Consider the following 19,972-nt stretch of genomic DNA (forward strand, 5'->3'; position numbering starts at 1 on the left):
GTGGCGTCCTATTCCTTGCGTCAATTGAAGTATTTCGTCACCACCGTCGACTGTGGCAGCGTCGCCGAGGCGTCGCGCAAGCTGTATATCGCCCAGCCTTCGATCTCCACGGCGGTCAAGGGCCTGGAAGACAGCTTCGGCGTGCAGTTGCTGATCCGCCATCACGCCCAGGGCGTGTCCCTGACCCCGGGCGGCGCGCGTTTCTACCGCAAGGCCCAGGAACTGCTGCGCATGGCCCACGAGTTCGAGCAGAACGCCCTGGCCGACAACGACGTGGTGTGCGGGCAGATCGATATCGGTTGCTTCGAGACGGTCGCCCCGCTCTACCTGCCACGGCTGATCGCCGGCTTTCGCCAGCGTTTTCCGGGGGTGGAGATCCGCCTGCAGGACGGCGAGCAGCAGGAACTGGTGCAGGGCCTGACCGGCGGACGCTTCGACCTGGCGATCTTCTACGAACACGACCTGGACAGCACCATCGAGACCGAGGCGCTGATGGCGCCGCAACGGCCGTATGCCCTGGTGCCGGCCGGGCACCGTTTTGCCGGACAGGCCCAGGTGTCACTGCGCGACCTGGTCCTGGAGCCGATGATCCTGCTGGATGTACAGCCCAGCCGCACCTACTTCGTGAGCATCTTCGAGGAGCTGCAGCTGACGCCGAATATCGTCTTCGGCTCGCCGTCGATCGAGATGGTACGCGGCATGGTCGGCCAGGGGTTCGGCTTTGCCTTGCTGGTGACCAGGCCCCACGGCAACAGCACCTATGACGGCCAGGAAGTGGTCTGTGTGGAGATTGCCGAGGATGTCACCGGCTCGGCGCTGGTGGCCGGCTGGCTGAAACGGGCGCAGCTGACCAAGCCTGCGCAGTTGTTCGTCGATTACTGCAAGGAGCAGTTCAAGGCCTGGCTCGCCTGAGGGCCGGCGAGCAGGAGCGGATCGCCCCCCGATACGTTGCCCATCATTGACCCATACCGACGTCCTTGCCATCCGGCCGGGGCCGGCGCTGGCAGGTGGGCTTAAGCTTGCGGATTGACCAGGAGTTGCGAAGCCCCACGCCCCTGGTGCCGGACGTCGTGGGTACAGGCGACGAAGTCTTCCTTGCGCAGCACTAGCAGGGCCAGCAGCGACGCGACCCCGGTCGCCACGTAAAAGTACCAGGGCGCGGTGATGTCGCCAGTGAGCTTGATCAGCCAGGTGGAAATCAGCGGCGCGCTACCGCCGAACACCGCCACCGGGATGTTGTAGGCCACGGCGATGCCGGTGGAGCGGATGCGGGTCGGCAGCAGCTCGCTCATCAGCGCGTAGGTCGAGGACGCATAGAGCCCGAACAGGATCGCCACGGCCATCAGCGGCCAGAACAAGGTGGCCGGGGTCGCATTGGGCGCGGCCTTGAAGAACCAGTACATGGCCAGGGTCGCCAGGGTACCGATCACCATCAGGAACGGCTTGCGCCCGTAGCGATCGGTGAAGGCGCCGCCGAAGGGCATGACCACCGCCGCCGAGAGGCTGGCGACAAATACATAGAGCAAGGTGGTGCCACTGTCGAACTTGAGGGTGTTGGACATATAGGTCGAGGCGAAGGTCAGCACCAGGTAGAAGATCGAGCTATGCAGGGTGATGATGAAGAACACCAAAGCGATCGGGCGCTTCCACTGCCAAACCTCGCGCAGCGGCGCCTTGGAGGTCTGCCCGGCCTGCAGCAAGGCGAGGAATTCCGGGCTGTCCTCCAGTTTCAGGCGGATGTACAGCGAGATGAAGCCCAGGGGACCTGCGATCAGGAACGGGATCCGCCAGCCCCAATCCTGCATCAGCTCGGCGCCCAGGGCCCAGGTCATGCCATTGGCCACGGCGCCACCCAGGAGCAGGCCGAGCACAGCGGTGACCATCAGCCAGCAGGTGGCGAATCCCCGACGCCCTGGGCTGGCGTATTCGGAAATGAAGCTGGTGATGGTGCCGATCTCGCCACCGGCAGAGAAACCCTGCACACAACGGACCAGCACCAGGATCACCGGCGCGGCGATGCCGATGCTCGCGTAGGTCGGCAACAGGCCCAGCAGGCAGGTGGAGCCGGCCATCATCACCAGCACCGTGATCAGGGTCTTGCGTCGGCCGATCTTGTCGGCCAGGGGGCCGAAGAACAGGCCGCCCAGGGGCCGGATGAAGAAGCTCAGGGCAAAGGCCGCGAAGCTTGCCAGAAGGCTGCTGGTGGGATCGTCGGAAACGAAGAAGGCCTTGCCGATGTACAAGGCCAGGAAACCGTAGACGCCATAGTCGTACCACTCGATCAAGTGGCCGGAAGTGGCGCCGATGAAGGCCCGGCGCCGCTGGCGCTGGGGGTTGGAAGGTGGCACGCCCATCGTGGGGACTCCTGTCGTAGTGCTATCCATGAAATGCCGCGTTTCAGAGGTTGCTCAAGGGCCCGGTGGGGTCCTGCAACCACTGGCGCAAGCGGGTCTTGAGAATCTTGCCATAGCTATTCTTGGGCAGCTCGGCGCAAAACAGGTACTTCTTCGGTTTCTTGAACGAGGCCATGCGCGCCAGGAACCAATGGTTGAGCGCCTGCGCATCGAGGTTTCCGGGCGAACGCGGGACCACGAAGGCCACCACCGACTCGCCCCACTGCGGGTCGGCCTCCCCCACCACGCACACTTCGAATACCTCGGGGTGCTGGATCAGCACTTCCTCGACTTCCCGCGGGTAGATGTTACTGCCGCCGGAGATGATCACATCCTTGCTGCGATCGGTCAGGGTCAGGTAACCCCGCTCATTCAGGAAACCGATGTCACCGGTGAGCAGCCAGCCGTCCACCAGGGCCTCCCGGGTGGCTTGCGGATTGTCCCAGTATCCCTGCATCACCACAGCCCCGCGCACGGCGATTATCCCCCTCTCCCCGGCAGCCAGGGGTTGGCCCGCAGTATCCACCACGCGCACCTCAACGCAGGCGTGGGCACGCCCTACCGAGGCAGCAAGGGTCGGCCAGTCAGCATGCCCGCGGTCGGCAATGGTCTCCCTGGACAAGGCGCTGATGGTCATTGGGCATTCGCCCTGGCCGTAGATCTGCACCAGCCGCGGGCCGAAGGTGTCCAGGGCCTGGGCGAGATCCGCCAGGTACATCGGGCCGCCGCCGTAGACGATGGTCTTGATCCCTTCGCCGCAATAGCCCTGCTGCCGGGCCTGCTGCACCATGCGCTTGAGCATGGTCGGCGCGGCAAACAGGCTGACCTGGCCCAGCGCCTGCGCCAGCTCGAACAACTCCGCCGCCTGGAACCCCTGGGACGCCGGCACCACATGCCGGGCGCCACAGCGCACATGGATGAAGTTGTAGAGGCCGGCGCCATGGGACATCGGCGCGGCATAGACCACGGCGTCATCGCCGGCCACCGGGTCCACGTCCAGCGGATAACACAAGGACATGGCGATCAGGTTGCCATGGGACAACATCACCCCCTTGGGGCGGCCAGTGGTCCCGGAGGTGTAGAACAGCCAGGCCAGGTCGCTGTCCTCCCGCAGGTGCGGCTCCAACAGTTCATCGCCCGGCACCCGGCCTTGCACGGTCAGCCCGGGCGCGGCCAGTTCACGGCAACCGGCAGGCAGGGCCACGGTGTCGAAGCTCTGGCCCTCATCGGTGTAGATCAGCCGGGCCCCGGCATTGCCGGCAATCCAGGCGGCTTCCAGTGCATGCAGCTTGCAGTTGATCGGAACCGCCACCGCCCCGCTCCACCAGATGGCGTACAACAGTTCGAGATAACCGCAGCTGTTCTTCAGCAGCAGCGCCACTCGGTCGCCAGGCTCGATGCCGTACTCATGACGCAGTTGCAGGGCGCGGGCCCTGGCCTGCTCGGCAAACGCCTGGTAGTCGGCGACCTGGCGGCGGCCCTCGAACAGAGCTCCCCTCCGAGGCCAGCGCTGGGCCGCATCGCGCAGCCAATGGGCGATGTTCATCCTCAGACCTTGACCGCTTGCAGGACGCTGGCGTAGTTGGCCACCGCCATGCCGCCCATGTTGAACAGCAAGCCGAACTCGGCAGCGGGCACACCCAGGCCGATGGGTTTGCCGATCAGTTGGGCAAAGCCCAGGGCATGCATCGATACCCCGGTGGCCCCCACCGGATGCCCCTTGGCCTTGAGCCCGCCGGACAGGTTCACCGGCAGGCGTCCGCCCTGGCGCACGGTGCCGTCGTCGAGGGCCCGGTGCCCCTCGCCCCTGGGCGCCAGGCCCATGGCTTCGTAGATCAGCAATTCAGCGATGGTGAAACAGTCGTGTACCTCGGCGAAACTCAGGTCGCCGAGGGTCACGCCGGCCTGGCGCAGGGCCCCATGGATGGCCCGTCGCGGCCCCTCGAAGGCCAGCATGTCACGGCTCGACAAGGGCAGGAAATCGTTCACCTGGGTCATGGCACGGATCGCCACCTGGCGTCGCATCGAACGGGCGCGCTGGGGCGAGGCCAGGATGATCGCCGCCGCACCGTCACTGATCAACGAGCAGTCGGTCAGGCGCAGTGGCGGTGCGATCAGCGGGTTGCCCTGGGAAACGTTGTTGCAGTGTTCAAAATCCATCACTCGGTGCATCTGCGCCAGGGGGTTGGCCATGGCATTGGCATGGTTTTTCACCGCGATCATGGCCATCGAGGACATCGGGTTGTGGTAGCGGTCGGCGTACTGCTGCGCCACCCGGCCAAAAAGCTGGGCGAAACTCATGCCGGCCTCCTGGAGGGTGTTCTGGTAGCCGGCGCCGGCCAGGGCCCGGGTGACCTCGACGGTGCTGTTGCCGGTCATTTTCTCCGCGCCGACCACCAGTACCAGTTCGGCGGCGCCGCTGCGGATCGCGTTGATCCCGGCCTGGATCGCCGCCGAACCGGAGGCGCAGGCGTTCTCGCAGCGAGTGGCGGGCTTGAAGCGCAGTTGCGGATCGGCCTGGAGCATCAGCGAGGCGGGGAAACCATCCGCCACCAGGCCGGAGTTGAAGTGCCCGAGAAACAGCGCGTCGATTTGTGCAGCCTCGATCTCAGCGTCGGCCAGGGCCTCGCGGGTAACCTGGACGATCAGGTCCTCGAGGTTCAGGCCGTCCAGGCGACCGAAAGGGCTATGGGCGGCAGCGACGATGGATACGGAATCGTGAATCATGTGATTTTCTTCTTCCTTGAAGCGGGTATTCCATACAATGATTCAACACCCGAATCACACGCTAGTTGGGGGAACTACGTACGGCAGTAAGTAGTCCCCCGCCCCCCCAAAAAAAGAGATGCGCCGATAAACTCGAGGCAGGATGCCTGATGACCCTACACGCCCAGCAATTCCAGGACCTCGAGCGCCTGGCCTTCCAGGTTTCCCCCGCGCCGCAGATGATCACCGGGCATCGCCGGATGCTCGACTGCAACCAGGCCTTCGTACGCCTGTTCGGCTACGAGCGCGAACACTTGCAAGGCCACCTGACCCTGCTGTTGTACCCCTCCCAGGCCGACTACCAGAGCATCGGCGAACGCAGCGAGCACTGGCTGCGCAACGGACCCGGTACCTTCTACTCCGACGAACGCTTCATGCAGCATCGCAACGGCGAGGTGTTCTGGGCCCGCGCCCACGGTTTTTCCCTGACTGCCGAGGATCCGTTCAAGCTGATGGTCTGGCATTTCGAGCGCCTGGACCGCCAACCGGCGCCGATGATCCAGTTGACCCCGCGCGAACGGGAAATCTCGCTGCATATCGTCAATGGCCTGACCTGCAAGGAAGTGGCACGCAAGCTGGGCATTTCCCACCGTACCGTGGAAGTCCACCGCGCCCGGCTGATGAAGAAGCTTCAGGCCAAGAACAGCGCAGAACTGGTGTCGAAGATCATCTTCATCAGTTGAGCGCCTGCGCAAGCCTGTCGCGGGCACTGATGCGCAGCAGCTGCAATGGCCGATATTCAAGCCCTCCACGCTGCCGCCCTGCACCAGGATCTGGTTGAGGGCATCCATCTCGACGCTGCGTCTGGAGACGATTTTGCCTCTGCAGGCCTCATCCACAAAAAATCCGATGCCTTGCGACATCGGATTTTCATTGCTTGCCCTCAGCGATCAAGTCAACAGGCTTGACTGTCGAGCATCCGGCACGTCTGCCGGATGCCTCCTTGAGCGCTAGTGGGCGGTCTGCGGGTGGGGCTCATCCTGGGTTGAGGAGGACTGCTTGCCACCGTTGATCAACGGCCCATAGCGCCGGCTGAATTCCTGGTTGTAGGGCACGTGGTCCTTGCTGAACCCATTGTCCCAGTTGACCGACCAGGTCATCAGGCCCTTGATCGACAGCCCTTTGGCATGGAGGCGTTTGAACGCATTGGCAACGGCCGTAGGGTTGACCACGTATCCGGTGGCCGCCGCATCGACGTTGGCGGGCAGGCCAATGACGAATTTGTCAGCCGCAATCCTGGTAAAACCGCGAGTACCACTGACCAGGCTTTCGGTCAGGTAATAGAGGAAGTCCTCTTTCATGGCGTCGTTGTTCTGGGCGATCCAGGCCCCCTTGCCGTTGTTGGCTTCCTGAACCCAGAGGCCATCGCCGCCCTGATTGTAGAACTGCGGCGCGATGAAGTCGTAGTAGCCTTCCAGCGCCTTGAGGTAGTCGACGTATCGACCGGCAGCGGTCAGGTAGGGGAACTCCGGCGCCATGCTGATGATGAAATGCTTGCCCTCGGCGGCATAGTGATCCTTGACCAGCTTCAGCGCGGCCGGCAGGACGATCTTGTTGCTGGCGAAGTCAATCGCGCTCTGTTCAAGATCGATGTCCAGCCCGTCAAAGCCGTAGGTTTCCACCAGACGGATGATTTCATTGGCCAGGGGCTGTTCGTGGCCCGGGTTCAACGCGATATGAGCGTCGGCGCCCCCCAGGGACATCAGCACCGCCCTGCCCTGGCTGTTCAGCACGCCCACCTGGCGACGAAACTCGGCATCGGACAGGTTGTACGGCTTGAACGTCGGAATACCACTGCCTTTCATGAACGCCACGGCCACCACGTTGTAGTCGCGGGGCACATCCTCCAGGTTCATATTGGCAAACTGCCCGCGCTGGTAGCCGTCCGAGGGACCGGCCGGCCAGTTGTGCCAGTAGCCCATGAGGATTTTCTTGCCATCCAGGCTCGGCATCCGCGACGCGGCATCGTCCTGCGTCGTTTTCAGTTGGGTAAAGTCAATCTGTGACATGTTCTCATCCTTCAGAACGTTTTAATGATCCGCAGACTTATTTGAAGTCGAGGTCGAAGGCCTGATAGAAGGCATTGCCGGTATTGGCCACGATCCACATCAGGACAATCACGTGACGGCCCTTTTTATTGGCCGGCAGCTTCACTTCATGATCGACCTTGGCCTTCAGTTCGCCGGCATGGCTGTAGTAAGGCACCTGCGGATAGAAGTCCTCGGCGAAAGGTTGAGCCTCCAGTTGGGCGCGGGTGATGCGCTGTTTCGGGTCCCAACCGTCCTTGGTGATCAGCCAGCGATAGCCACGGGTGGTATGCGGTGCGGTGTACTGCCAGGTCACCTTGAAGATCTGGCCGGGGTTGACGTTGAGCGTCGGCCAGGCGAAGGCGCGGCCGAGCTTCTTGCTCATTTCCTCATCGGTGAAGTTGACGCAGTCCCGGGCATCGGTCTTGCCACCGCTGAGGATGAAGCCATCGGCCGGCGGCACGTCGCTTGGGTTGTCCGTGTTGAACGGTGCAGGGAACGGACCCGCCGCCAGGGCCGGGAAGTTCTTGCCGCCTTCCATTTCATTGACCTGCCAGCCGCCCAGCAGGCCCAGGTCGATGGCGACTGCGCCGCGGGAGGCTGGGGAGGTGACGCGACCGTGGCGAAGCGGTGATTGGGTTTGTGGTTGGTTCATGTTTATTGCTCCATTGATTTAAGAAACTCTCCCTTTCCAAAGGAGAGGCCTGCAAATTAACCGAGCTGGAATTTCTGTCCACGGGCCCATTTTTCGGTCTGCATCACGTTGGCAGAGGAATCTCCCGAGAATACTGGATATATAACCAGTACCACTAGATTTCTCCTACCCAACTTGAAGCAAAAGTCCTACCTGTCCAGGCGGCGCTTGCCGGAGATGCGGCCAATACCCAATCTGCATCTGCAGGAGCGCAGCTTGCTCGCGAAGCGTCGCATCAGGCACACCGCGTTGCCTCTATCGCCAGCAAGCTGGTTCCTACAAAGAGCGGGTGCCCTCCTTTAAAAAAGCTGGCGGCCACTGACCTCAGCGCGCTGCCCAGGCGTTGAAGCGCTGCTCCAGTTCCTCGCCATGGTCCACCCAGAACTCCGCGTCCACCGCCCGCGCGCCGGCCAGGTTGGCCTCGGCGGTGGGCAGCTGCCGTTGCACCGCCGCCGGCAGCAGCGCCAGCGCGTCACGGTGCACCGGCCCGTAGGGGATCTCCTCGGAGAACACCTTCTGGGTCTGCGGCTGGCTGGCGAAGGCGATGAAGTCTTCGGCCAGCGCCTTGTTCGGCGTGCCCTTGACCACCGCCCAGTACTCCGGGTCGTACAGGCTTTGCGGCCAGACGATGCTCAGTTTCATGCCTTCCTTCTGCGCCGAGGCGATCCGCCCGTTGTAGGCCGCGCTCATCACCACGTCCCCGGCGATCAGCCATTGCGGCGGCTGCGCGCCCGCCTCCCACCACTGGATATTGCCCTTGATCTGATCGAGCTTGGCGAACGCCCGGGTCACGCCCTCGGGAGTGCCCAGCACCTGGTACAGCTGGTCCGGCTTGACCCCGTCGGCGAGCAAGGCGATTTCCAGGGTGTACTTGGCGCCCTTGCGCAAGCCGCGCTTGCCGGGGAAGTCGGCGACGTTCCAGAAATCCGCCCAGGAGGTCGGCGCCCTGGCCAGCTTGTCCTGGTCGTAGGCCATGACCATCGACCAGACATAGGTGGCCACCCCGCATTCGCTCAGGGTCCCCGGCACGAATTGCGCCGGGTCGCCGAAGCGCGCCGGGTCGAGGCGTTCGAACAGGCCTTCATCGCAGCCGCGCAGCAGCTCCGGGCTTTCGACTTCGACCACGTCCCAACTGGTATGGCCGACATCGACCATGGCCTTGATTTTCGACAGTTCCCCGTTGTATTCGCCGGCGACCACGCGTCCTGCGCCGCTGGCGATGAAAGGTTGGAAGTAGGCCTTGTCCTGGGCCTGCTTGGTGGCACCGCCAAAGGAGATGACGGTGAGGCTCTGCGGCGCGGCCGCAACCGCGGTGCACAACAGGGCCAGGGTAAAGGGAACACAGCAACGCAAGGATCTGGACATGAAGCGGTTCCTCTCAATAGGCCGACGCGCCCGCGCGCGCCGGCCGCTTTGGGCTCACAGGCGACCGTATTCGCGGGCGGTCCGATCTACAGCGGTACGGGTCTTGTCGACCAGTTCATCAATGTCGGCGTGGCTGGCCACCAGGGCCGGGGCCATGATCATTCGGCCCAGGGTCGAGCGAATGATCAGGCCCTCTTCGAAGCCGATGGTGCGGCAACGCCAGGCCATGTCGTTTTCGTTGGCGAAGCGCTTGCGGCTGGCCTTGTCTTCGGCGAACTGCAAGGCGGCCACCAGCCCGGCGCCCTGCACTTCGCCAATCAACGGATGGTTGTCGAACACCTCGCGCAGGCAGCGCTGCAGGTACGGCCCGGTCTCGTGCTTGACCCGGCTGACGATGCCTTCGTCGCGCAGGGCCTTGAGGTTGGCGATGGCCACCGCCGCCGCCACCGGGTGGCCGGAATAGGTCAGGCCGTGGGCGAACACCCCGCCCTGCTCCACCAACACCTCGGCCATGCGCCTGGAGAGGATCAGCCCGCCCATGGGGATGTAGCCGCTGGTCAGGCCCTTGGCGATCGACAGGGTGTCGGGCTCGAAGCCGAAATGCTGGTGGGCGAACCACTCGCCGGTACGGCCGAAACCGCCGATCACTTCGTCGGCGCACAGCAGCACGTCGTACTGGCGGCAGATGCGTTGGATTTCCGGCCAGTAACTCTCTGGCGGGAAGATCATGCCGCCGGCGCCCTGGAACGGCTCGGCGACGAAGGCCGCGACATTCTCGGCGCCCAGTTCGAGGATCTTCTCTTCCAGCTGGCGCGCAGCGCGCAGGCCGAACTCGGCCGGGGTCAGGTCGCCTTCGTGGGCGAACCAGTACGGCTCGTCGATGTGCGCCACGTCCGGGATCACCCCGCCCATGTCGTGCATGAACTTCATCCCGCCCAGCGCCGTGGCGCCGAGGGTCGAGCCGTGGTAGCCGTTCCAGCGGCCGATCATGATCTTCTTCTGCGGCTTGCCGAGGATCTGCCAGTAGCGACGCACGGTGCGGATCAGCACCTCGTTGGCCTCGGAGCCGGAGTTGGTGTAGATCGCGTGGCTGTAGTGCGCGGGCAACAGGCTGAACAGCAGCTCCGAGAGCTCGACCACCGCCGGGTGGGTGGTGTGGAAGAACATGTTGTAGTACGGCAACTGTTCGAGCTGCTGGCTGGCGGCCGCGGCCAGGTCCTTCCGGCCGTAGCCGAGGTTGGTGCACCACAGGCCCGACATGCCATCCAGGTAGCGCTGGCCGTCGTTGTCCCAGAGCGCCAGGCCCTCACCGCGCACGATCACCCGCGGCCCTTCGGCGTTCAGCGCCTTCTGGTCGAGGAACGCATGAATGTGGTGCGCGGCATCCGCGGCCTGGTAGTCGCCGGTGCTGCGCACGGGTTTCATCTGAACGGTCATTGCGAGTCTCCTTGCGGGTTTTTATCGAGAGTGCCGAGCACGCTGGCCAGCGGCTCCGGCTTGAACAGTGGCTTGCCCATCACGCCCTTGATCCACAGCACGGCGATGATCGAGACGATCAGCAGCACCAGGCCCGCGTAGGCAAAAATCGAGAAGGTCATCTCCGGGCTGGGCGAGACGTTCCAGATCGCAAACAGCATGCCGGCGATGCCGAACACCTGCGGCAAGGGGTAGAACGGCGTACGGAACGGCCGCGCCACCTGCGGGTAGCGCCGACGCAGGGCGATGACGTTGACGTGGGTGATGATGTAGGCCAGCAGCCAGGCCAGGGCCGCCGAGAGCAGCAGCTGGTTGATCGCGTCGGCATGGTCGTGCATCAGCAGCAACGGCAGGCCGGTGACCGCGGCGATGAACAGCACCGCGACCCAGGGCGCGCCGGTGCGCTTGCCCTGCAGCTTGAACACGCCAAAGGCCTGGCCATTACGAGCCATGCCGAACAGCATGCGCGGGATCGCCGCCAGCGAACTGTTGAGGGTGCTGCAGGTGGCGGTGATCGCGGCGGTCACCAGGAATACCTTGCCCGCCTCGCCGAACACCGTGGTGGCGAACAGGTAATGCGGCAGGCCGTTGCTGGCCAGTTCCGCCTGGGGCACGGTGAGCAAAGCGCCCAGGCCATACAGGCTGATGATCACGAAAATGATGGTCAGGCCGAGCATCATCGAGCCCGGGATATTGCGCTCGGGGCGCCGGGTTTCTTCCACCAGCGGGCAGACGAACTCGGCGCCGACGAAGCCCCAGACCGCCATCGCCGTCAGGGCGATCACCCCCAGGCCCAGGGGGTTCCAGTGGGCGCTGTCGAACAGCGTCGGGTTGGGCGCGACGATGTCGCTGTTCATCGCGCTCAGGCCCATCACCAGCAGGACCACGGTCATCACCACCGCCAGCACCGTCTGCAGGCGGGCAAAGATGTCGATGTTGAACAGGTTAAGCACGGTGAACAGCGCCAGTACTCCCAAGGCTACGGTCAGCGGCGGCATGGCGTGCGGGTAGACCTTGTCGATGATGAACTCCATCAGCAACAGCTCGGCCGACAAGGCGAACATCGCCACCACTATGTAGCCGGAAAAGGTCGCCAGGATCGCCGGGAACTGGCCGATGGCGACCTCGGTGTAAGTGCTCAGGCTGCCGGCGCGGGGGATCATCAGCGCCAGTTCGGAGAACGAGCAGGCGTAGCTCAGGGCCAGCAGGTAGGCCAGGCCCAGGGGCACGATAAAGCCCAGGCCGGCGATGCCGACGCCTTGCAGCATCAGCACCATCACGCCTTGTGAGACCACCAGGCCGATGGCCACCGCCAACAGCGCGGTGAGGCCGAGTTTCTTGTGACTCGCGGGCGGCGCCAGGGCGCCGGTTTGCACGCTTGCATTGCTGTTCATCGGTTGCTCCGTCTTGTTGTTCTATTTTTTTGAAGATCGGTGCCGCGTTTCGGGGTCTCAGCCCCGCAGTTGAATCCAGGTGGTTTTCAGCTGGGTGTACTTGTCGAACGAATGCAGCGACAGGTCGCGACCGAAGCCCGACTGCTTGCCGCCGCCAAAGGGCACGGTGACATCCAGCGCATCGACGGTATTCACCGACACGGTCCCGGCATTCAGCCGCCGCGATACCCGATGCGCGCGATTGAGGTCGTCGGTCCACAGCGAAGCGGCCAGGCCATAGATGTGCTGGTTGGCCAGGGCCACCGCCTGGTCTTCGTCGTCGAACAGCGTGACCGCCAGCACCGGGCCGAACACTTCTTCGCGGGCCAGGGTCATGTCGGCGGTCACGCCGCTGAAGATGGTCGGCTCGATAAAGTTGCTCGAACCGTCGATGCTCAGTTGCCGACCGCCGCACACCAACTGCGCGCCCTCGGCCTGGGCCTGCTCGATGTAGCGCTTGATGCGCTGCGTCTGCCGCGCATCGACGATGGCCCCTGCCCGGCTCGCCGGGTTAAGCGGATTGCCCGGTTGCCACTGGCGCGCCTTGGCCACCAGGCGCTCGATGAACCCGTCGGCAATCGAGCGCTGCACCAGCAGGCGCGAGTTGGCCGAGCAGACTTCGCCCTGGTTGAAGAAGATGCCGAACGCGGCTTTCTCGGCCGCCAGGTCCAGGTCCTGGCAATCGGCGAACACCAGGTTCGGGCTCTTGCCGCCGCACTCCAGCCAGACCTGCTTGAGGTTCGACTGCGCGGCGTACTGCATGAAGTACTTGCCGACCTCGGTGGAGCCGGTGAACACCAGGGCATCCACCTCCATGTGCAGGCCCAGGGCGCGACCGGCCTCCTCGCCCAGGCCCGGCACCACGTTGAGTACGCCCTTGGGAAGGCCGGCTTCGATGGCCAGCTCCGCCAGGCGCAGGGCCGAGAACGGCGACTGTTCGGCCGGCTTGAGCACCACGCTGTTGCCGGCGGCCAGGGCCGGGGCCAGCTTCCAGGCGGCCATGTCCAGCGGGAAATTCCATGGCACCACCGCGCCGATCACTCCCAGCGGCACCCGGGTGATGGTCGCCAGGACATTGCTGGCGCTCGGCGCCACCTGGTCATAGAGCTTGTCGAGGCTTTCGCCGTACCAGGCAAATACATGGGCCGCGCCCGGCACATCGATATTCCAGGCATCCATCACCGGCTTGCCCATGCTCAGGGAATCGAGCAAGGCCAGTTCATCGCGGTGCTCCAACATCAGCTGCGACAGGCGCAGCAGGATCGCCTTGCGCTCGCCGGGCGCCATCCTGGCCCAGGGGCCCTGCTCGAACGCACGGCGGGCGCTGCGCACCGCCCGGTCGACCTCGACCGCGCCGCAGGCGGCCACTTGGGCCAGGCGTTTCTCGGTGGCCGGGTTGACCACATCGAAGCGTGCGCCGCTCTCGGCCTGGCACGCCTCACCGTCGATAAAGGCGCTGTCGATCAGGCGTTGGCGCTGCGCCAGGGCTGTCCACTCGTTGAAATCTTTCACTGCGGATTCCTTGTTCTTATTGAAAAATCGTTATCGATGCGTGCAGAGGTATTCGGCCAGGCGCTCCATCAGCCGGTCGCAGGCCGCCATCTGCTCGACGCTGACGAACTCGTCCGGCTTGTGGCCCTGGTCCATGCTGCCGGGGCCGCAGACCACCGCCGGGATGCCGGCCTGGTCGAACAATCCGCCTTCGGTGCCAAAGGCCACGGTGCTGAAGTCCGCGCTGCCACAGAGTTGCGCCACCAGCCGCGCGGCGGCGCTTTCAGGAGCAGTCGCCAACCCCGGATAGGCCGAGATCGCTTCGAAGCGGATCGCCGTATCGGCCTTGATTGCCTGCATCGCCGGTAGCAAGTCCTGTTCCGCATAACTTTGCAGTTCGTCCACCACCGCCTGGGGTTCGAAGGCCGGCAAGGCGCGCACCTCGAAGTCGAAGCGGCAGTCGGCCGGGACGATATTCAGCGCCGTGCCGCCCTGGATCACCCCGACCTGCACGGTGGAGAACGCCGGGTCGAAGCGAGCGTCGTGATGCTCGGAGGCCGCCAGGCGCCGGCCGATCTCCCCCAGCCGGCCGATCATCCGCGCCGCCTGCTCGATGGCGTTGACCCCGTAAGGCGCATAGGCCGAGTGGCATGGCGCGCCGTGCACATGGCAACGCATGGCCAGCTTGCCCTTGTGGCCGAGCACCGGTTTGAGCTCGGTGGGCTCGCCGATCAGGCACAGCGCCGGCTGCGGGATGCGCTGTGGCAGCACTTCCAGCAGGCTGCGCACGCCGAGGCAACCGACCTCCTCGTCATAGGAGAACGCCAGGTGCACCGGCCGGCGCAGCGGGCTTTCGAGAAACAGCGGCACCGCGGCCAGCACCGAGGCCAGGTAGCCTTTCATGTCGGCGGTGCCGCGCCCGTAGAGCTTGCCGTCGCGCTCGGTCAGGCTGAAGGGTTCGAGCGTCCAGGGCTGACCGTCCACCGGCACCACGTCGGTGTGCCCGGAGAGCACGATGCCGCCTTCCACCGCCGGACCGATGCTGGCCAGCAGGTTGGCCTTGGTCCGTTCGGCGTTGTAGATCAGCTCGCAGCTCACGCCCAGGCCGTGCAGGTAGTCGCGCACGAACTCGATCAAGGCCAGGTTCGAATCGCGGCTGACCGTGGCAAAGCCGACCAGCCTGGCCAGCAAGGCGCGGCTGCGCAGCTCACTCATCGCCCGGTACTCCGTAGCTCGGCGCCAGGGTCGGATTGAGGGCGCGGGTCAGGTAATCCTGCAACTGCGGCTCGTAGGCGCTCCAGAGCCTGTGCAGCTCGCCGATGGGGTTGGCCTCGGCCCAGTCCACCCGCAGGTCGACGATCGGCCAGACCAGCTCGCCGACCACCGACAGCGCCGCCGAATGCACCGCGCCCGCCTCGCCCCCGGCGTCCTGCCCGGCCTGCAGCGCGCTGAGCAGCCGCGCCGCCAAGCAGCCCTCGCTGCTTTCGAAGGCCTCGACCATGCGCTCGATCACCGCGCTGCTGGCCAGCAGGTTGCCGGCCGCCACGCATTGCTCACCGGCCACCGCGTTGTTAATGCCCAGCGCGTGATTGCCGCTGAACACCGCCGTGCGCCCCCGGGCATCCACCACCGCCACCTGGCGGTACTGGCTGTAGCCATTGCGGGTCAGCGCCTGGTCCAGGGCCTGCGCCGGCGCCAGGCCGTCGCCCAGGCCGTCGAGCACCTGGGGGCCGAGGGCCGGCAAGGTGATGTTCTGGCTCGACACCGCGCCCACCCCGCTGCGCAGCCAGGGGCAACGGGCGCCGACGGCGATGCTCGACGAGCTGATGGCAATGCCCAGCTGGCCGGTTTCGGCGCAGCGGCCGACGATGGAAAAAGTCATGGCGTACTCCTTATTCGGGGATCACCGCGATCACGTCGATTTCCATCAGCCACTGCGGCTGGCCCAGGGCGCTGACCACCAGCCCGGTGGAGATCGGGAACACACCCTTGAGCCACTTGCCGACCTCCTGGTAGACCGGCTCGCGGTAACGCGGGTCGATCAGGTAGGTGGTGGTCTTGACGATATGGCTGAGGTCGCTGCCAGCCTCTTCCAGCAGTTGCTTGACGTTGCGCATGGCCTGCTCGGCCTGGGCCCGCGGGTCGCCGAGGCCGACCAGCTGGCCATTGAAGTCGGTGCCGACCTGGCCACGCACATACACGGTGTTGCCGGCGCGCACGGCCTGGCACAGGTCGTTGTCCAGGCTCTGGTTCGGGTAGGTGTCTTTGGTGTTGAACATGCGGATGCGGGTATGAGTAGGCATCAGCGGGCTCCCATGCGGCTGGCGGGTTGAGTGGCGGATTCGCGCTCGGCTTGACGCTGCGCGGCGTCGCGATAATCGAAGTAGAGGCGCTGTTTGACGATGTGCTCGGCGATGTGCCGGGCGTCATGCCACACGCCCCAGATAAACGCCGAGCCGCGGCGCGACAGCCACGGCAGGCCGACGAAATAGACCCCGGGCTCGCTGGACACGCCGCGCTGGTGCCGGGGCTTGCCGTTGTCCTTGAAGGCGTCGACCTGCAGCCAGCTGTAGTCCACCGAATAGCCGGTGGCCCAGATGATGGTGCCGACGCCTGCCTTGGCCAGGTCGAGTTCGAGGAGCGGCTGGGTCAGGCACGGTGGGTCCGGCAGCATCACCCGCGCTTCGGGCTCTTGCGGCAGGTCCAGGCCGTTGCGGGCGATGTAGGCATCGGCGGCGTCGAGCAGCGCCAGGTAGTTTTCGTCGCCGCGGGCAATGTTCTCGGCCAGGTTGGCCTCGAAGCGGACCACACCGTTATCGAAGGCCTTGGTCAGGCCGACCAGGGTCATGCCCTGGTGGGCCAGCCGGCGGAAGTCCACGGTATGCCCACCACGGGCGCCGCTGACGGCGATGGTCACGTGCTCCTTGCCCGGCTGCATGGTCTCGGCGTCCCACTCGCCAAGCACCCCCAGCCACCAGCAGAAATCACGGTTGCGGTAGGCCCGCGGCGGGCGGTCATGGGCGCCGACCGAGAGGTAGACCTGCTTGCCGGCACGTTGCAGTTCATCGGCGATCTGCACCCCCGACGAACCGGCGCCCACTACCAGCACCGCGCCTTCGGGCAGCTGTTGCGGATTGCGGTAGGCCGCCGAGTGCATTTGCAGCACACGCTGATCCTGCGGGGCGATCGGCGGGATCACCGGGCACTGGAACGGACCGGTGGCCACCACCACTTGCCGGGCTTCGATCACCCCGTCGCTGGTGTCCACGGTGAAGCCCGGGCGGTTGGCGTTACGCACCACCTTCCTGACTTCGACGCCGGTGCGGATCGGTGCATTGAATTTACGGGCGTAGGTTTCGAAGTAGTCGGCGACCTGGTCCTTGCCGGCGAAGGCATCGGGGTCCAGGCCTTCGAATTCCAGGCCCGGAAAGCGGTCGTGCCAGGCCGGGCCGTTGGCCACCAGCGAATCCCAGCGCCCGCTGCGCCAGGCTTCGGCAACGCGGTTGCGCTCCAGCACCAGGTGCGGCACGCCCAGGCGGCTCAGGTGTTCGCTCATGGCCACGCCGGCTTGGCCGGCGCCCACTACAAGCGTGTCGATTATTGTTCTATGGGTTGTCATGTCTGCGCCCTGTTGAGTGATCCCACGTAGGCAGCCGTGGGAGGTGTAGGACGCATTCTGGGAGAAGGAGGGAAATGCCGAAATTATGATTTTTGTGGTTGCTAGAGAGTAAAAAACTGTCTGGCTATCGGGGGGGCTCTGCATCAGCCCTACAACCGAATCAGCCACTGCCCAGCCTCTTGCAGAATCCTCCTAAATCCCTGCCCCAGCATTCCCGGTACGGTTTCCAGCGACCCTTTCGCTTGAACCAGGACCCGTCATGGCCAGCAACGGACCCGGGCCGATGCCCAGTGTTTTACGGCCCGCCAATCCCAACCAAAGCCCCGCCGAACGCGCCGCAGAGACCGAACAACCCAGCTACGGCGAACAGCTCTGGGCCCAGTACGAGAAGTACGCCAAGGAACCTGCGCCACCGCCTGAAAAAGTCCAGGTGGCACTGCGCATTGGCGTGTTCTTTGATGGCACCGGCAACAATGCTGGCAACTCGGCTATGGGTGAGTTGTGTGGGGCTCAGCATCCTGTTGAAGCCAGGGATATCGATGGTAGTTGCAAGCCATATATGAGCGATCCGCAGAGCAGTTATGGGAATGGGGTGAGCAATATAAAACTGTTGAGAGAGCTGTACCACGCCCCCCAAAAAGTCGAAGGTGAAGGTCTACATAAGCAAGCCTTTCGCTCAATCTATATCGAGGGCATCGGCACAAAGACAGGCGAGAAAGACAGCGTGATTACCTCTGGAACCGGGCGTGGTGAAAGAGGTGTCTTGGGGTGTGTACAAAGGGCATTTCGGGAAATAGAGGAACTTGTCCGTGAAACCCATGAAGAGAATCTCGAAAGTGAAATCACTTCACTGACCTTCGATGCCTTCGGCTTTAGCTGAGGCGCGGCAGCAGCCCGGCACTTTGCCAATGAGGTCGTGCGCTGGCTCGGACCGCTGCAACTGATTTTGCATAGCCATTGCGAGGCCCTCAGTCCCAACTTCAACCGGCAGTACGGCCACGATGTCGATATGGGTTTTATCGGTCTGTTCGACACCGTGCCTTCGATTGCCGGCTTGAGCAATCTGGGCAATGTGCGCAGCGCCATTGCTCCCGGTATCAAGCTCCACCTCGACCGCCGCTACTTTCGCTCGGTGGTGCAACTGGTCGCCCGCGACGAGTACCGCGCCAACTTCGCCCTGAGCCAGGTCAAACCTGATCACGCCGAGATCACTCTACCCGGCGCGCATTCGGATATCGGCGGCGGTTATCTCGATGAGGTGCAGGAGTGTGTACTGGTCACTCCGATGCAGGCGCTGGAAGTCTCAATCAATACCGATGTGACCCACACCTCGATTTACCGGGATGCGCTCCAGGCAAGAGCACACTGGCTGGCCAAGGGTTGGCCCGCGCAATGGCTGGAAATCGTCACACCGGAGCCGCTGTTGCTGCCCCAGGATCCACAGAATCGCCTCGGACCACGAAGAAAACGGGTATATGCCGGCCTGCAACTCAATAGGCCAATGAGCAATAAGCTGGCGGGAGTAACTTTGCGCGTCATGTATGAGCTGGCCAGGCAGAACGGTGTGCAATTCGAGGAAATCCCGGAGACACCCGAGTACGCGATTCCAACGGAGCTTCAAGCACTATGTGACAGGTTTGTCGCCGGTGACTACAGTACGACGCCAGCCGAGGAGACTCTGCTCAAGCTGCGCTATATCCATCTCTCGGCCCACTGGAACCACCCGCTGGGTAAACGGGACGGCGGCAGTCTTAAAGTCGTCTACATCAATGCCCCCACGGTGGATGCCGTGCGTGTGCAACACCCTCACGTACCTGACTGGACACTTTGGTAATGAGAGCATTTATCGCACTGCTGGGCGCACTGCTGCTAAGTGGCTGCCAAGCCACTGATCCACTTTCTGGAAAGAATGACCCGAAAGCCCCCTGGTGGCAGCTTGGCTTTATCGAGCCGTTCTACATGAAAGTCTGGGTCGAAGACAGCGCCGTTGAAGACATCAATGGCCAGCTATTCACCCACACTGGCAGCGGCTCCGCAGCAGGTGGCGACCTCGGTTATGACACAGAGTGGGCCCGGGGCTGGGAAGATAAAGTTGGAGGCAATGGATGGTCAGTGGTGGGAGCCGACCTGCCCAAGCGTATTTACGTACGTTGGCAATCCATCGTGGAACCACAGACTTATCGGGCGTGGGTGGAGATCCCCGAAGAGGCCCGAAAAATCATGCGGGCCTCAACTAACCGACGCTGCTCGGAAACACCGGACCAGACCGCCCGCTATATGGCGTCCGTCTATCTGGGTTTGGCGCCGGGCGGCATTGTTCAAGTGTGGGTAAGAGATGAATGCCGCCACACAGTCAAAGTCGCTCGAGCTCAAGCTGAAGTCGAACCATTGGGACCCAGCCAAGGAAAAAACAACGGCCGTTATGCCTATAAGGTCAGCGAGAAATCCAAACGCTATATAGAGAAATTTGGCATCCCCTATGGCAGTTGGTAATGAAAGCACTCGCCTCCCTGCCCGGCAGACCGCAACCAGGACGACAATCCTTGCGATAACACCTTATGCCGTCACCGCCCTCGCCGTCCGACCCTTGCAATCGCGGAAACAATGAAATTCCGTTTAGGGAATTGATAGCCCCCTAACGAAAGGTGCATGCTAGAGGGCTTTCATCGCGCTTATATCATTCCGAATGATAGTTACCTTCGTCTCAT

Annotated in this window: 17 protein-coding genes and 1 pseudogene; 5 read left to right on the forward strand and 13 right to left on the reverse strand. The window is 63.8% G+C overall.

Annotated elements, in window-relative coordinates; translation table 11 throughout:
* The gene (locus BMY68_RS08175) at window positions 1-912 is read left to right on the forward strand and encodes a LysR substrate-binding domain-containing protein (protein ID WP_009044121.1); all 912 of its coding nucleotides are present in this window, start codon (window positions 1-3) and stop codon (window positions 910-912) included.
* A 101-nt stretch (window positions 913-1,013) separates the two neighbouring features.
* On the opposite strand, the gene BMY68_RS08180 is transcribed toward BMY68_RS08175, so the two are convergent.
* The 3 genes from BMY68_RS08180 to BMY68_RS08190 are packed head-to-tail and all read right to left on the reverse strand — an operon-like array spanning window position 1,014 to window position 5,120.
* Entirely contained in the window at window positions 1,014-2,354 is a 1,341-nt protein-coding gene (locus BMY68_RS08180; RefSeq protein ID WP_085530695.1) for an MFS transporter, read from the reverse strand.
* Between the two features lie 43 nt (window positions 2,355-2,397).
* The gene (locus BMY68_RS08185) at window positions 2,398-3,939 is read right to left on the reverse strand and encodes a class I adenylate-forming enzyme family protein (protein ID WP_085530694.1); all 1,542 of its coding nucleotides are present in this window, start codon (window positions 3,937-3,939) and stop codon (window positions 2,398-2,400) included.
* A gap of 2 nt (window positions 3,940-3,941) precedes the next feature.
* A complete protein-coding gene (locus BMY68_RS08190; RefSeq protein ID WP_062826023.1) occupies window positions 3,942-5,120 on the reverse strand; it encodes an acetyl-CoA acetyltransferase in 1,179 nt (392 codons plus the stop codon).
* Window positions 5,121-5,269: 149 nt separating this feature from the next.
* Here BMY68_RS08190 and BMY68_RS08195 point away from each other — a divergent pair, with 149 nt between their 5' ends.
* Entirely contained in the window at window positions 5,270-5,842 is a 573-nt protein-coding gene (locus BMY68_RS08195; RefSeq protein WP_007924818.1) for a LuxR C-terminal-related transcriptional regulator, read from the forward strand.
* A gap of 45 nt (window positions 5,843-5,887) precedes the next feature.
* Entirely contained in the window at window positions 5,888-6,067 is a 180-nt protein-coding gene (locus tag BMY68_RS29575; protein ID WP_139214881.1) for a hypothetical protein, read from the forward strand.
* A gap of 42 nt (window positions 6,068-6,109) precedes the next feature.
* Here the strand turns inward: BMY68_RS29575 and BMY68_RS08200 are convergent, their stop codons facing one another.
* From BMY68_RS08200 to BMY68_RS08245, 10 genes are all read right to left on the reverse strand, one after another.
* Complete coding sequence (locus BMY68_RS08200; RefSeq protein ID WP_085530693.1) at window positions 6,110-7,168, reverse strand: chitinase; 1,059 nt, start codon at window positions 7,166-7,168, stop codon at window positions 6,110-6,112.
* Window positions 7,169-7,205: 37 nt separating this feature from the next.
* Window positions 7,206-7,841, reverse strand: coding sequence for a lytic polysaccharide monooxygenase auxiliary activity family 9 protein (locus tag BMY68_RS08205; protein WP_085530692.1), 636 nt, complete (start codon window positions 7,839-7,841; stop codon window positions 7,206-7,208).
* Between the two features lie 363 nt (window positions 7,842-8,204).
* Entirely contained in the window at window positions 8,205-9,245 is a 1,041-nt protein-coding gene (locus tag BMY68_RS08210) for an ABC transporter substrate-binding protein (RefSeq protein WP_085530691.1), read from the reverse strand.
* Between the two features lie 54 nt (window positions 9,246-9,299).
* The gene (locus BMY68_RS08215; RefSeq protein ID WP_085530690.1) at window positions 9,300-10,682 is read right to left on the reverse strand and encodes an aspartate aminotransferase family protein; all 1,383 of its coding nucleotides are present in this window, start codon (window positions 10,680-10,682) and stop codon (window positions 9,300-9,302) included.
* Complete coding sequence (locus tag BMY68_RS08220; RefSeq protein WP_085530689.1) at window positions 10,679-12,115, reverse strand: APC family permease; 1,437 nt, start codon at window positions 12,113-12,115, stop codon at window positions 10,679-10,681. Before BMY68_RS08220 ends, BMY68_RS08215 begins: the two co-directional genes overlap by 4 nt.
* A gap of 57 nt (window positions 12,116-12,172) precedes the next feature.
* On the reverse strand, window positions 12,173-13,639 hold the full coding sequence (locus tag BMY68_RS08225) for an aldehyde dehydrogenase (protein ID WP_239694086.1): 1,467 nt from the start codon (window positions 13,637-13,639) through the stop codon (window positions 12,173-12,175).
* A 57-nt stretch (window positions 13,640-13,696) separates the two neighbouring features.
* Window positions 13,697-14,860: an acetylornithine deacetylase gene (gene argE, locus BMY68_RS08230; protein WP_085530687.1), complete on the reverse strand. Its 1,164-nt coding sequence runs from the start codon at window positions 14,858-14,860 to the stop codon at window positions 13,697-13,699.
* Complete coding sequence (locus BMY68_RS08235; RefSeq protein WP_085530686.1) at window positions 14,853-15,527, reverse strand: DUF1028 domain-containing protein; 675 nt, start codon at window positions 15,525-15,527, stop codon at window positions 14,853-14,855. The genes argE and BMY68_RS08235 overlap by 8 nt, the downstream gene beginning before the upstream one ends.
* Before the next feature lie 10 nt (window positions 15,528-15,537).
* Entirely contained in the window at window positions 15,538-15,948 is a 411-nt protein-coding gene (locus BMY68_RS08240) for a RidA family protein (protein ID WP_007924833.1), read from the reverse strand.
* Window positions 15,948-17,264, reverse strand: a complete 1,317-nt coding sequence (locus BMY68_RS08245; protein ID WP_085530685.1) for a flavin-containing monooxygenase — start codon at window positions 17,262-17,264, stop codon at window positions 15,948-15,950. Before BMY68_RS08245 ends, BMY68_RS08240 begins: the two co-directional genes overlap by 1 nt.
* A 259-nt stretch (window positions 17,265-17,523) precedes the next feature.
* On the opposite strand from BMY68_RS08245, the pseudogene BMY68_RS08250 reads away from it, so the two are divergent.
* Together BMY68_RS08250 and BMY68_RS08255 are read left to right on the forward strand one after the other, a co-directional pair.
* A pseudogene (locus BMY68_RS08250) lies at window positions 17,524-19,098 on the forward strand (DUF2235 domain-containing protein).
* On the forward strand, window positions 19,098-19,757 hold the full coding sequence (locus tag BMY68_RS08255; RefSeq protein WP_085530684.1) for a DUF2931 family protein: 660 nt from the start codon (window positions 19,098-19,100) through the stop codon (window positions 19,755-19,757). Before BMY68_RS08250 ends, BMY68_RS08255 begins: the two are co-directional and overlap by 1 nt.
* Window positions 19,758-19,972: the final 215 nt, after the last annotated feature.

It is taken from the genome of Pseudomonas sp. NFACC41-3, from assembly GCF_900109505.1.
GTDB classification, from domain to species: domain Bacteria; phylum Pseudomonadota; class Gammaproteobacteria; order Pseudomonadales; family Pseudomonadaceae; genus Aquipseudomonas; species Aquipseudomonas chlororaphis.

Excerpts from the sequence above, each read along its gene's own strand:
- BMY68_RS08180 (WP_085530695.1), bottom strand. The coding sequence starts at position 2,354 with ATGGGCGTGCCACCTTCCAACCCCCAGCGCCAGCGGCGCCGGGCCTTC.
- BMY68_RS08185 (WP_085530694.1), bottom strand. The coding sequence starts at position 3,939 with ATGAACATCGCCCATTGGCTGCGCGATGCGGCCCAGCGCTGGCCTCGG.
- BMY68_RS08190 (WP_062826023.1), bottom strand. The coding sequence starts at position 5,120 with ATGATTCACGATTCCGTATCCATCGTCGCTGCCGCCCATAGCCCTTTC.
- BMY68_RS08195 (WP_007924818.1), top strand. The coding sequence starts at position 5,270 with ATGACCCTACACGCCCAGCAATTCCAGGACCTCGAGCGCCTGGCCTTC.
- BMY68_RS29575 (WP_139214881.1), top strand. The coding sequence starts at position 5,888 with ATGGCCGATATTCAAGCCCTCCACGCTGCCGCCCTGCACCAGGATCTG.
- BMY68_RS08200 (WP_085530693.1), bottom strand. The coding sequence starts at position 7,168 with ATGTCACAGATTGACTTTACCCAACTGAAAACGACGCAGGACGATGCC.
- BMY68_RS08205 (WP_085530692.1), bottom strand. The coding sequence starts at position 7,841 with ATGAACCAACCACAAACCCAATCACCGCTTCGCCACGGTCGCGTCACC.
- BMY68_RS08210 (WP_085530691.1), bottom strand. The coding sequence starts at position 9,245 with ATGTCCAGATCCTTGCGTTGCTGTGTTCCCTTTACCCTGGCCCTGTTG.
- BMY68_RS08215 (WP_085530690.1), bottom strand. The coding sequence starts at position 10,682 with ATGACCGTTCAGATGAAACCCGTGCGCAGCACCGGCGACTACCAGGCC.
- BMY68_RS08220 (WP_085530689.1), bottom strand. The coding sequence starts at position 12,115 with ATGAACAGCAATGCAAGCGTGCAAACCGGCGCCCTGGCGCCGCCCGCG.
- argE (WP_085530687.1), bottom strand. The coding sequence starts at position 14,860 with ATGAGTGAGCTGCGCAGCCGCGCCTTGCTGGCCAGGCTGGTCGGCTTT.
- BMY68_RS08235 (WP_085530686.1), bottom strand. The coding sequence starts at position 15,527 with ATGACTTTTTCCATCGTCGGCCGCTGCGCCGAAACCGGCCAGCTGGGC.
- BMY68_RS08240 (WP_007924833.1), bottom strand. The coding sequence starts at position 15,948 with ATGCCTACTCATACCCGCATCCGCATGTTCAACACCAAAGACACCTAC.
- BMY68_RS08245 (WP_085530685.1), bottom strand. The coding sequence starts at position 17,264 with ATGACAACCCATAGAACAATAATCGACACGCTTGTAGTGGGCGCCGGC.
- BMY68_RS08255 (WP_085530684.1), top strand. The coding sequence starts at position 19,098 with ATGAGAGCATTTATCGCACTGCTGGGCGCACTGCTGCTAAGTGGCTGC.